Raw genomic sequence first — 11,774 nt, forward strand, 5'->3', positions numbered from 1 at the left:
CGACTTCAGGCAGGCTTCAGGTCCACGATCGAGTGTCGACCTCACGAACGGCGCCGCCCGGTGCCGACGAGAGATGAGGACGACAATGTCGACAAGAGTCATGCGTGTCAGGACAGGCCGACTGATCGCCGGAGCAGTGCTCGCCGGTGGGCTGCTCCTCGGAGCGGTGGGAACCGCGTCCGCCGACGGCCCGGGCGAGACGCCCCCGGTCTCCGAGAGCGCGGCGCCCGACGCCTCGGCGCCCGCACCCGACGCTGCGGCACCCGACGCCGGTGCGACGTGCGCGACGCCTCCGGCCCCGCCCGAGGGTGCACCGACTCCGCCCGAGGGTGCGCCAACCCCGCCCGAGGGTGCTCCGACCCCGCCCGAGGGTGCTCCGACTCCGCCCGAGGGTGCTCCCACTCCGCCTGCTGCGGGTGAGGATGCTCCGACTCCGCCCGAGGGCGCCCCGACCCCGCCTGAGGGTGCACCGGCTGCCCCCGAGGGCGCGCCGGCTCCGCCTGCGCCCGGTTGCGGTCCTGACAGTGGCCCGGCGGGCCCCGGCCATGGTGGTCCGGCCGGTCACGGGCCTGCAGGTAAGGGTCCGGGCGCAGCGCCGGGCGCTCCGGCGCCCGAGGGTGCTCCCGCACCGGCCGAGTGCGAGGCCCCCACACCCTGATCATCTCGCGTGGTGTCGGCACGCGTTGCCGGCACCACGCGCACGGGTTCCAGCGCCGTGCACCCCGTTCAGTCGGCCGGAGTGGGTGTTCACCTGCAGTAAGGGGTGTGCATCGCCTACCGCATAGCCCACAGCGCCCACCCCCCGACCGACAGCACCCCGCCCAGCCAACCGTGAGCCATCGAACAGTACGCACTCTCACTATCAGCGTACGATGGAACCGTGACCACCACCGACCCCCTCGCGCTCGACCGTCAGGTGTGTTTCGCCCTGGCCGTCACCAACCGCGCGGTGCTCTCGGTCTACCGGCCGATTCTCGAACCGCTCGGACTGACGCACCCGCAGTACCTCGTCATGCTCGCCCTCTGGGAGCGGGCACCGATGTCGGCGGGGGAGATCGCGTCGGCTCTGCAACTCGAACCCGCCTCGCTGACGCCGCTGCTCAAGCGGCTCGACGCCGACGGTCTGCTGACCCGGCGCCGGAGCGACACCGACGAGCGCAGGCTGGTGATCGACCTGACCGACGAGGGGCGACAGTTGCGAGGTTCGGCGGAGTCCATACCGGGCGCCGTCATCGAATCTCTGGGTGTCGACGTGAGCGAGCTCGAACAACTTCACGCGGTGCTCACCCGGATCAACACCGCGGCCATCGCGGCCGGTGCACTGTCGACCGAGCGGAGGAGCACACGATGAGCAGGACTCGCCCGGGGCCGCTGCAGTGGATCGGTTATTCGTTCGGCCGCACGTTGCCCCTGTCCATGCAGGCCTGGGTGCGTGAGGACCTGATCGGTGATCGTGCGGTTGCGCGTCATCTGCTGCGCAGCATGGTGCCGTTTCTCCCCATCTTCGCGGCGTTCCTGCTGTTCCCCGGTGAGTTGTGGCTGCGCGGCGCGATGATCCTGCTGGCGGTACTGCTCGCGCTGTTCTACGCCGCCGCGTACATGGAACCCAACCGTCGCCGTCGTCTCAAGGCGCACGGGTTGTCGCCGGACCTGCAGAACCCGAAGAAGGTCGCGCGGGACGAGGCGGAACGCCGCGCCTACGAGCGCTGGCACCCCAACCGCTGACACCCGCTGTGGCCCTGCGGGCCGTCGCCGACGAGAGTGGGTGCCGTGCGACTGTGGCCGACCGGACTGCGCGACGGCAGTGACCCCGATCCGAGATTCACGCTCGCGAACGAGCGGACGTTCCTGGCGTGGATCAGGACGTCACTCGGCCTCGTGGCCACGGCCGCGGCACTCGAGGCGTTCGGTGGGGATCTGCTGCCTCCGTGGCTGAGAACCACCCTCGTGCTGGGGCTGCTCACTCTCGCGGCGGTTCTGGCCGTCGGGTCGTTCGTGCGCTGGATCCGGATCGAGACGGCCATGCGCCGGCGGGCGTCACTGCCTCTCCCCGCTGCGGCGGCGCTGCTCGCGGGGGGTCTGGTGATCGCCGTGGTGGCGTTCGCGGTGGGGCTGTACCTGTGACGGAGGCACCGGGCCTGCAGGCCGAGCGCACCACGCTCGCTCGGGTGCGGACCGCACTGACCATGGCGGTCACGGCCCTGATCGTCGCGCGTGTGGTGCGAGATCATCCGCCGCTCGTCGCGATCGCGGTGCTGTGCGCTGCGCTTCCGATGGTGTCGGTCGTGTTCTCGACGAGGACCCATTCCCGACTCGTCGACGGCATGGACCGGGACGTGCTTCCCGGTGCCGCAGGCCGGCTCGTCGTCCTGCCCGTCGTCGTCGTCCTGCTGGCAGTGGTCACCGCGCTGGGTCTATGAGAGCAGGTCGTCGGATGACTCGACGACGCGGACGGGGGTACTCCCCGCCGGTGACGAGACGATCGAGATGCTGACCGCCGCCCTGTACGGCATCGGCACGGCGCTTCCCCTGGTGATCGGTGCGGCGATCGGGCTGCGGTGGACACTGCCGAAACGGGTGTTGGCCGGTCTCATGGCCTTCGGTGCCGGGACGATGATCGCCGCCGTGTCGTCGGAACTGTTCGAGCCGGCGTTCCGTCAGGCCGGCATCCTCGTCGCGGGCGCGGCGCTGTTCCTGGGCGCGGGTGTGTACGTCGTGGCCAGCCATCTGATCGAGAACAAGCTCGGGCCCGCAGCGATCGGGTGGGCACTGATGCTCGGCACGATCCTCGACGGAGTCCCGGAGAACACCGCGCTGGGTGTCTCCCTGACGTCCGGTGGCGGGCTGGTGCTGCTGGTGGCGGTCGCGGTGGGCAACGTTCCGGAGGCTGTCGGTGGTGCATCGTTGATGCGGGACCGACACGACTTCTCCGCGGCTCGGGCGATGACCCTGTGGACGGCCACGGCGGTCGTGCTCGTGGTGGTCACCGTACTGGGCCACCAGTTGTCCGACGCCGTCCCGGAGGTCGGCATCTCGACGGTCCAAGCGTTCGCGGGCGGTGCCACTCTCGCCGTGCTCGCGGACTCCCTGATGCCCGAGGCCTACAAGGACGGCGGCTGGTGGGTGGGCATGTCCACCGCGCTCGGCTTTCTCGTGGCGTTCGCACTCGGCGGGTAGCTGTGACCGGGATCACTCTGCATGGACGTGCGCTTTCCGCGCCGGGCCTCGACTCACCTTTCAGAACGCGATGGTCACCCGCCGTCGCTCCGAACGAAAGGTTTCATCATGGGAATCGTCGACAAGGCAAAGAACGCAGCAGAAGACGCCATCGGCAAGGCCAAGGAAGTTGTCGGTGACGCCACCAACAACAAGGACCTCGAGGCCGAGGGCAAGAAGGACCAGGGTTCGGCCGGCGTGAAGAAGGTCGGCGAGAACGTCAAGGACACCTTCAAGTAAGACTGCACCACTCCACACCCGGGCGGCGCCGGACCCTCAGCGGGTCCATCGCCGCCCGTGGTGTGTCCGGACACTGTCGGGTTCGACGCACACCTCGCTCGAACCGACCGAACGGACATGTTTCTTCCGCGGGTCCGCGGACCATCACTCCTTCGAGCATCCGCTCACTCGATCGCCGGCCAGGACCGGCGACATCGCGAAAGGCACCACCATGACCGACACCACCACCCACGCACACACCGGACGTCGCCGTGCCGGAGGCTTCGTCTCGAAGCTGTCTCTCCTGATCGCGCTGCTCCTCACGATCGCACTGGTGATCTTCATCCTGCAGAACACCGTGCACACGACCATCAACTTCATCGGGTGGAACTTCGATCTGGCACAGGGTGTCGCACTCCTCGGTGCCGCCGTCGTCGGTGCCGTCATCGCCTGGACCATCTCGGGCGCGGTCCGGGTCCGACGCGCCGTCAAGTAGCGCGTCACCGCGGCGATCGGACACCCTCTCGTAGGAGTTGTTCGATCGCCGCAGCGGGCATCGGGCGCGCCAGATGGAAGCCCTGTGCGAGGCGACCGCCGCATGCGCGATACGCCTCGGCCTGCTCGGCGGTCTCGATGCCTTCACCCACCACGTCCACTCCGAATGCAGTGCCCAACAACACGATCGCGGCCACGATGGCGTGTGGTCTCGCACCGGGTAGCGCGTTGACGTACGACCCGTCGATTTTGAGACAGTCGAAGATCGGATAACGGTCCAGATACGCGATGCTGCTGTGGCCGGTTCCCAGATCGTCGAGTGCGAACGACACCCCCATCGCGTGCAGCGCCTCGAGAGTGGTGGCCACGCGGGCGTTCTCCTTCACCCACACGGTCTCGGTGATCTCCAACCCGAGACGCGTCGCCGGCAGGCCGGTCGCGTCGAGAGTGCGTCGGACGGACTGCACGAAGTCCGGATCGTTGAGCTGGTGGGCGCTCACGTTCACGCGTACCGAGACGTCCTCGGGCCAGCGCACCGCATCCGTGCACGCGGTCTGCAGTGCCCACAGGCCGAGGTGTCCGACCACGCCGGTGCGCTCCGCCACCGCGACGAACTCACGAGGCGAGACGCTGCCGAGTGTCGGATGATCCCAGCGAGCCAAGGCCTCGGCGGCGACGACGGCGCCCGTCACGAGGTCGACGATCGGCTGGTAGACGAGCCGCAGTTCGCCGTCCACGAGAGATCGTCGGAGGTCTGCGGCGAGTCGGAACACGCGATCGGCCTCGTAGCGATCGCGCACGTCGTACACGTCCGTGGTCCCGGGAGCCGTGCCCTTGGCGCGGTACATGGCCAGATCCGCGCGGCGCACCATCTCCTGCGCGGAGGGCACATCGTCACCGGCCACGGCGATTCCGATGCTCGCACTGAACGGGATGGGCTGATCGCTCTGCGGATCGACGGTGGCCAGCGCTGTCGAGATGCGCACCGCCCGGCTCCGCGCGTCGGCCTCGTCCACCACGTGGTCGAACACGACGAGAAATTCGTCGCCGCCCAGCCTCGCCACCGTGTCGCCGACCGCCACCGTGCGCTCGAGCTTGCGCGCCAAGGTGATCAGCGCCGCGTCTCCACTCACGTGTCCGAGGCTGTCGTTGACGGTCTTGAAGTCATCCAGGTCGGCCAGCAGGACCGCGACGGTGGTCTCGCTGTCCGCGGCGCGAGCCACGGCCTCGTCGATACGTCGGTACGCGAGCGCTCGATTGGCCAGACCGGTGAGCGGATCGTGGAGTGATCGGTACCGCAGTTCGTTCTCGAGCTCGATACGCCGGATCGCCGCGACCAGGATGTCCGTGGCCGTCCGCAGGAACGTCACGTCCCGATCCGTGTACTCCCGCGGAGCCGCGCTGTGCACGGCCAGCACCCCGGGCCGAGGCGTGGAGTCGAACGGGACGCAGACGGTGCTGAGCAGTCCGCGCGAGCGCATCGTCGTGGTGTCGAATCGCGACTCGGTCCGCGCGTCGGAACAGATGACCACCGTGCCGGAGGAGAGGGCGAGGCCCGGAGCCGAGCGGGTACCGGTTCCGAACACCTCGGGCCGCTCGCTCACCCCGCTGTAGGCGACGACGCGCAACGCGGTGCGGGTGTCGTCGAGGCGTGCGATCGACGCGCACTCCGTACCCATCAACGACGAGGCGGCGCTGGTCGTCGCGTCCAGAATGGTCGTCAGATCACCGTCGACCGCGAGCCGCCCCAACAGGCCGACAGCACTCTGCTCGCGAGCCCGGTGGGCGGCCGATTCCAGGACGTCGGTGAGGGCGCTCTCGTGACTGGTTCGCAGCCGTCGATCACGCATGATCGACGCGATCACCGGCTCGTCGCGCTCACCCGCGGGAACCAGGAACGTCGAGATGGAGACCGGTACGGGTTCTCCGGTGTCGAGCCGCCGGAGTTCGCCGACACCCTGCCAGTGGCCGGTGGTGTGCAGCGATCGTTCCACGTCGGGCGCAGCGAGCAGACCGACGTCGGAGAAGAAGTTCGCCGTGGTCAGGCGGAGCACGGCGTCGAGTGACGGTGCGCCGACGAGCGCGAGGCCCGCCGGGTTCAAGTGGAGGATGCGGCCGTCCCGTGCGGACAGGGACACCAGCTCGGGCGCGTTCTCGAACACACCCGTCAGAAGGGCGGGGTCCAGGCCGTCGAGCGCCACGAATCACCTCCGAAATGGGAAACGACCGGCGTCTCCGGCCCGATTCACTCGGGTATCCAGAGAACGCCGGTCGAAACCACTCGTTCGTCAGATCAGTGCTGCCGTCACCGGCAGCGCGTCGTCACTCCCCGCGCGGAGGAAGCTTCGCCTCGACGCCGCCACCGTTGTGCTCGGGGCCCGAGTCGGGATGACCCGCCGGCACGCGGTTGCGGAAACGAGCCGCCTCGCTGGGCTTCGACGAGGAACCCCCGACGCGCTCGCCGCGGTACGGTCCGGGCTTCGGGGCCATCTTGCCGCCGGGGAAGGCGAGTCGAATGATGGTGCGCTGCACCGATCCCCACTGCTTCATCAAGGGGCCCGAGTTGTACGGAAGCTGGTAGCGCTCGCAGATGTCCTTGATCTTCGGCGCGACTTCCTTGTACCGGGTGCTGGGCATGTCCGGGTACAGGTGGTGCTCGACCTGGTAGCTGAGGTTGCCACTCATCAGGTGGAACAGCGACGAGCCCTCGATGTTGGCCGCTCCGACGAGCTGGCGGACGTACCAGCCGCCGCGGGTCTCGTTCTCGGTCTCTTCCTTGCTGAACGTGTACGCCTGGTCCGGGAAGTGACCGCAGAAGATGATGCCGTGCGACCACAGGTTGCGGATGATGTTGGCGACGAAGTCCGCCGTCACCGTGGCGACGAAGGTGCGTTCGATGCCGGCACCGTGCTTGTCCAGAACCTTGGCCACGGAGTTGGTCGCCTTCGACGAGCTCAGCGAGCGCAACCGCGCACCCAGCTTCGACTTGCCGGCGCCCGAGACGCGTCCACCCGAGACGACCTGCACCGCGCCGTAGGCGAGCGCACTGACCGCGGGCCAGCCGATGTAGTCCTTGACGATCTGACGGCGCGCCTTGGTCCCGATACCGCGCAGATCGGTGAGCAGGTCCTTCATGGGCTTCTCGCCCTTGCGGATGGCCTCGATGTCGAGGTCGTGGAGCGCGACGCCCCACTCGAAGAAGGCCATCAGCAGCAGGTTGTAGAACGGCTGCGCGAGGTAGACGGGCGACCACGGCTGGTTCGGGTCGATCCGCATGATCTCGTAGCCGAGATCCTTGTCCTTGCCGCGGATGTTGGTGTACGTGTGGTGCACGTAGTTGTGCGAGTGCTTCCAGGCCTCGGCGGTGGACGCGGTGTCCCAGTCCCACACCGACGAGTGGATGTCCGGATCGTTCATCCAGTCCCACTGGCCGTGCATGACGTTGTGGCCGATCTCCATGTTCTCGAGAATCTTGGCCACACCCAGGCAGGCCGTTCCGGCCACCCAGGCGGTGCGGCTCTTGGAGCCGAAGAGGATCACGCGCCCCGCGACAGCGAGCTGGCGCTGCGCCGCGATGACCGTGGTGATGTAGTTGCGATCGCGCTCACCGAGGTCGGCGTAGACCTCGTCGTGAATGGCGTCGAATTCCTTGGCAAGCTGTTCGATGGTCTCTTCGCTGAGATGTGCGAGCGGACTCTCGATGGACACTTCGGTCTTTTTCCCGGTGTCGATGCTCATGACGAACCCTCCCTGTTACTGCATGTGAATCGGTCTCGTCAGAGATCGATTTCGATATCTCCCTCGGCGGTGTTCACGCAGATGCGTACCGCCTGCCCCGTAGGCTCGGAGACTTCCCCATTACGTAGATCTCTCAAACGTCCCTTCTTCAGGGTTCCGGTGCAGGTGTGGCAGATGCCGATCCTGCAACCGAACTTGAGATCCAGCCCCGCTTCCTCCCCGGCCGCGAGAATGGGTGTGCCTCCGTCGCATTCGACGTCGGTGTCGCTACGGATGAAGCGGACAGTGCCGCCCTCTCCTTCTTCGTCACCGCCACCGATGACGGGTTGGAAACTTTCGTAGTGGAATTTCTCCGGGTCACCCTCGGATTTCCAGTAGTCGCGCAGATCGTCCAACAGGTCGCCGGGACCGGAGCAGAATGCCTCGCGCTCACGCCAGTCGGGGCACAACTCGTCCAGATCGGTGGCTTTCATTCGACCTCGCTCCTCGGTCACCCGAAGGTCGAGACGCAGCGACGAGTGCTTGCGATCGAGGCGCTCGAGGGTCTCGGAGAACATCGTCTGGTCGCGACTGTGCACGGAGTGGATGACCACGACGTCGTGCATGGCGTCGAGGTGGTCGAGTTCGCGCAACATGCTCATGATCGGTGTGATGCCACTGCCCGCGCTGATGTAGAGCAGTTTGGCGGGCACGGGATCGGGGAGGGTGAAGACTCCCTCGATCTCGCTCAGTCGCACGATGTCGCCCGGCTTGATCCCTTGCACCAGGAACGGGGACACCGTGCCCTCGGGGACCAGCTTGGGGCTGACGGAGATCAGGCCGTGGTCGCCGTGCGGGTCGGAGGTGATCGAGTAGGCGCGCCAGTGATAGCGGCCGTCGATGACCACGCCCAGTCGGAGGTACTGGCCGGGCTGGTGCCCACCCCAGTCGTACCCGGGCCTGATGAACACCGACACCGCGTCGGTGCCTTCCCTCTCGACCCGGTCGACCTTCCCGCGGAGCTCCTGGGTGGTCCACAACGGATTGATCATCTCGAAGTAGTCGTCCGGCCTCAGCGGGTTCGACAGATGTTTGAATGCCTTGAGCATGGTTCGGCGGAGTACCGAAACCTGGGGTCGTGCGCCGCGTTCTGCCACAGGTCACACGCTATCGCCACGGCGCGGATCCGCGTCCGTAAACGGACGATTGTGGACAGAAACGAGTCCGTTTCGCTTCCGTCGTCGCGGTGGACGAAGATTCGTGTCCGAGGTTTGGATGCAAGCGTCCTGGTAGCCGCCCGACGGGCGGCGGACGTGCGACGACGAGGGGTGAACTGTGCCGATCGTGGACAACGCCGTGTACGTGCACGGGGCGCGTACCGACGAGCCGGAGAGTCTGGATCGCACGTACGAGCTCCTGCGGGCGTGCGGCGGCATGGCGTGGATCGGGCTGTATCGTCCCGACAAGACCGAGATCGACTCGGTGGCAACCGAATTCGGGCTGCACCGATTGGCGGTCGAGGATGCCGTCCAAGCGCACCAGCGGCCCAAGCTCGAACGCTACGGCGATCAGTTGTTCGTCGTCCTGCACCCCGCGCGCTACATCGACGAGACCGAGAAGGTGGAGTTCGGCGAGCTCCACGTGTTCTGCGGTCCCGATTTCGTCGTCACCATCCGCCATGCCGAGTCACCCGACCTGGGCGTGGTCCGTAAACGGCTCGAAGGTGCGCCGAAGCTGCTCGAACTGGGAACCGAGGCCGTGCTGTACGCGATCCTCGACCAGGTGGTCGACGAGTACGAACCGGTCGTCGCCGGTCTGGAGAACGACATCGACGAGATCGACGACCAGCTGTTCACCGGCGACCCGGACGTCTCCCGTCGCATCTACGAGCTCTCCCGCGAGGTGATCGAGTTCCAGCGCGCGACCCACCCGCTGGTGTCGATGATCGAGGCCCTCGGCCGCGGCTCGGAGAAGTACAACGTGGACATCGAGCTGCGGCGCAACCTGCGCGACGTGCTCGACCACGCGATCCGCATCACCGAGCGCGTCGACTCGTTCCGCGCCAACCTGCAGAACGCCCTGTCGGTGCACACCACCCTGGTGGGTCAGCGGCAGAACGACGAGATGCGTGCGATGACCCAGGTGAGTCTGGAACAGAACGAGCAGGTCAAGCGGATCTCGTCCTGGGGCGCCATCCTCTTCGCGCCGACTCTCATCGCCGGCATCTACGGTATGAACTTCGAGCACATGCCGGAGCTGAGCTGGACGTTCGGCTATCCCGGAGCCGTCGCCGCGATGCTGCTCGCGTCGTGCGCGCTGTACATCGTGTTCCGGAGACAGAAGTGGCTCTAGCCCCGTGCGGCTCAGCGCAGCCGGCCCGGCGCCAGGTCCTCCGCGGTGACGCCCCGGTCGGTCACGTCGGCCGGTAACGGCTCGCCGCGGACCAGCGCCGCACCGACGCGCGCCAGTGCCGCGCACGTCTGGATGCCGTACCCACCCTGACCCGCGCACCAGAAGAAGCCCTCCACGCTCGGGTCGAACCCCACCACCGGTGTGCGATCGGCGACGAAGGAGCGCAGACCGGCCCACGACGACCGGACACGGCGGCTCGTCACCACGGTCGCTTCCGTGATCTCGTCCAGGGCGCGGGCGATCTCGAGATCGTCGGGCTTAGCGTCACCGGGCGGGCACGGTGTCTCGTCGGCAGGGGAACAGAGCAGACGGACACCCTCCGGCTTGATGTAGAACGATTCGTCCATGTCGCTGATCAGCGGGTGGTGGGTGTCGGCGATCTCGGGCGGCGCGTCCATCACGGCGATGGTGCGTCGTCGCGGCTGCAGGCCGATCCTCGGTACGCCTGCGAGGTCGGCCAGGTCGTCCGCCCAGGCACCCGCCGCGTTCACCACCACCGTGGCGACGAGAGTGTCGCCGGTCGAGAGATCGACCCGCCACTGCTCGCCGACGCGGTCGATCGCGACGACCCGCGCCCCGGTACGAACGGTGCATCCGCGTCGGCGTGCTCCGCGCAGGAAGCCCTGGTGCAGCGCGTCGACGTCCATGTCGAGTGCGCCCGGTTCGACGACGGCCGCCTCGACTGCCGCAGGCCGCAGGAGGGGCGCCCGGTCCACCGCCTCGGCGGTCTCGAGCAGGCGGGCATCGGGAGACAGCGTCCGCAGAGTCGCGAACATCTCCGCGAGAGCGTCGCCCCGGCCCGGACGTGCGAACTGCACGAAGGGGCGTGGAGTCATGACCGTTCCGCGCACCATGTCCGGCGGGTCCACGAGGAAGGCTCTGCTCGCCGTCGTCAGGCCACGGATGACGTGGTTGCCGTAGGTCTCGAGGAACATGGCGGCCGACCGTCCGGTCGAGTGCATCGCCAGGGTCGACTCCCCTTCGAGGAGACACACGGTCCGATCGGACGAGAGTTCCCAGGCGAGCGAGGCACCCGCGATTCCGCCGCCGATCACCAGTACGTCGAGGGCTCGAGAGGCGGCATCGGTGGTCATGGCGGTCGAGGGTAGGCGGCCCGTGTGGAAATCGGGCGCCAGGGGTACCCCGTCCCGCGCGCAACCGTGCGCGCACTCGAACATCGGGAGCCGTCATGAACACAGCTGTCTGGATCGTCATCGCGGTCGTGGTGGTGTTGCTGCTCGTCGCCGTCGGCGTCGCACTGTCGAAGAAGGCGAAGCAGAAGCGCGTCGAGCAGGCCGGTGAGATCCGGGAGCGGGCCGCCGAACGCAGCGCGGAGGTGGAGCGGTCGGAGGCGCTGGCGCAGAAGTCCGAGGCCGACGCTCGTCGTGCGCAGGCCGAGGCAGACGCCGCGGCAGCGGAGGCCCGCATCGCGCAGCAGCGCGCGCAGGAGCACCAGGGCACTGCCGCCACCGGGCGTGACGAACTGGACCGTGAGTGGGAGCGGGCGAACAAGCTGGACCCGACCGTCCACGACGACGGCACCCCGCGTCGACAGGACGCGAACGCGGCACAGCAGAACCAGAATCCCGCAGACCGGAACGTCACGGACCGGAACGTCACGGACCGGAACGTCACGGACCGCACCACCGGTCTCGGACACGCCGATGCGCCTGTCGTCGGCCCGCACGACACTCCGGGACGCCACGAGCGCTGAC

The 11,774-nt window shown here is 67.8% G+C and carries 14 protein-coding genes; 10 read left to right on the forward strand and 4 right to left on the reverse strand.

Going from position 1 to position 11,774, the window contains the following annotated elements:
• The first annotated feature begins 100 nt into the window (after positions 1 to 100).
• From QRN16_RS20790 to QRN16_RS20825, 8 genes are all read left to right on the forward strand, one after another.
• Positions 101 to 658, forward strand: coding sequence for a hypothetical protein (locus QRN16_RS20790; protein WP_285189657.1), 558 nt, complete (start codon positions 101 to 103; stop codon positions 656 to 658).
• A 222-nt stretch (positions 659 to 880) separates the two neighbouring features.
• The gene (locus QRN16_RS20795) at positions 881 to 1,351 is read left to right on the forward strand and encodes a MarR family winged helix-turn-helix transcriptional regulator (RefSeq protein WP_056443208.1); all 471 of its coding nucleotides are present in this window, start codon (positions 881 to 883) and stop codon (positions 1,349 to 1,351) included.
• Positions 1,348 to 1,725 carry a DUF5313 family protein gene (locus QRN16_RS20800; protein WP_027506594.1) on the forward strand — a complete coding sequence of 126 codons (378 nt, stop codon included), beginning with the start codon at positions 1,348 to 1,350 and terminating at the stop codon, positions 1,723 to 1,725. The genes QRN16_RS20795 and QRN16_RS20800 overlap by 4 nt, the downstream gene beginning before the upstream one ends.
• Before the next feature lie 45 nt (positions 1,726 to 1,770).
• Positions 1,771 to 2,124: a YidH family protein gene (locus QRN16_RS20805; protein WP_231476430.1), complete on the forward strand. Its 354-nt coding sequence runs from the start codon at positions 1,771 to 1,773 to the stop codon at positions 2,122 to 2,124.
• Entirely contained in the window at positions 2,121 to 2,420 is a 300-nt protein-coding gene (locus QRN16_RS20810; protein ID WP_285189662.1) for a DUF202 domain-containing protein, read from the forward strand. Before QRN16_RS20805 ends, QRN16_RS20810 begins: the two co-directional genes overlap by 4 nt.
• A gap of 67 nt (positions 2,421 to 2,487) precedes the next feature.
• Positions 2,488 to 3,177, forward strand: coding sequence for a ZIP family metal transporter (locus QRN16_RS20815; protein ID WP_027506597.1), 690 nt, complete (start codon positions 2,488 to 2,490; stop codon positions 3,175 to 3,177).
• Between the two features lie 108 nt (positions 3,178 to 3,285).
• The gene (locus QRN16_RS20820) at positions 3,286 to 3,456 is read left to right on the forward strand and encodes a CsbD family protein (RefSeq protein WP_027506598.1); all 171 of its coding nucleotides are present in this window, start codon (positions 3,286 to 3,288) and stop codon (positions 3,454 to 3,456) included.
• A 211-nt stretch (positions 3,457 to 3,667) separates the two neighbouring features.
• Entirely contained in the window at positions 3,668 to 3,931 is a 264-nt protein-coding gene (locus QRN16_RS20825; RefSeq protein ID WP_056443214.1) for a lipopolysaccharide assembly protein LapA domain-containing protein, read from the forward strand.
• A gap of 4 nt (positions 3,932 to 3,935) precedes the next feature.
• Here the strand turns inward: QRN16_RS20825 and QRN16_RS20830 are convergent, their stop codons facing one another.
• From QRN16_RS20830 to QRN16_RS20840, 3 genes are all read right to left on the reverse strand, one after another.
• Complete coding sequence (locus tag QRN16_RS20830; protein WP_285189664.1) at positions 3,936 to 6,131, reverse strand: putative bifunctional diguanylate cyclase/phosphodiesterase; 2,196 nt, start codon at positions 6,129 to 6,131, stop codon at positions 3,936 to 3,938.
• A 121-nt stretch (positions 6,132 to 6,252) separates the two neighbouring features.
• On the reverse strand, positions 6,253 to 7,668 hold the full coding sequence (locus QRN16_RS20835) for a fatty acid desaturase family protein (protein WP_037186465.1): 1,416 nt from the start codon (positions 7,666 to 7,668) through the stop codon (positions 6,253 to 6,255).
• A 38-nt stretch (positions 7,669 to 7,706) separates the two neighbouring features.
• On the reverse strand, positions 7,707 to 8,804 hold the full coding sequence (locus tag QRN16_RS20840) for a ferredoxin reductase (protein ID WP_082544393.1): 1,098 nt from the start codon (positions 8,802 to 8,804) through the stop codon (positions 7,707 to 7,709).
• Between the two features lie 178 nt (positions 8,805 to 8,982).
• Here QRN16_RS20840 and corA point away from each other — a divergent pair, with 178 nt between their 5' ends.
• Positions 8,983 to 9,999 carry a magnesium/cobalt transporter CorA gene (gene corA / locus QRN16_RS20845; RefSeq protein ID WP_285189668.1) on the forward strand — a complete coding sequence of 339 codons (1,017 nt, stop codon included), beginning with the start codon at positions 8,983 to 8,985 and terminating at the stop codon, positions 9,997 to 9,999.
• Positions 10,000 to 10,010: 11 nt separating this feature from the next.
• On the opposite strand, the gene QRN16_RS20850 is transcribed toward corA, so the two are convergent.
• On the reverse strand, positions 10,011 to 11,153 hold the full coding sequence (locus tag QRN16_RS20850) for an NAD(P)/FAD-dependent oxidoreductase (protein ID WP_285189670.1): 1,143 nt from the start codon (positions 11,151 to 11,153) through the stop codon (positions 10,011 to 10,013).
• A gap of 95 nt (positions 11,154 to 11,248) precedes the next feature.
• Here QRN16_RS20850 and QRN16_RS20855 point away from each other — a divergent pair, with 95 nt between their 5' ends.
• A complete protein-coding gene (locus tag QRN16_RS20855; RefSeq protein ID WP_222641252.1) occupies positions 11,249 to 11,773 on the forward strand; it encodes a hypothetical protein in 525 nt (174 codons plus the stop codon).
• Position 11,774: the final 1 nt, after the last annotated feature.

It is taken from the genome of Rhodococcus sp. MEB041 (assembly GCF_030208955.1).
GTDB lineage: Bacteria > Actinomycetota > Actinomycetes > Mycobacteriales > Mycobacteriaceae > Rhodococcoides.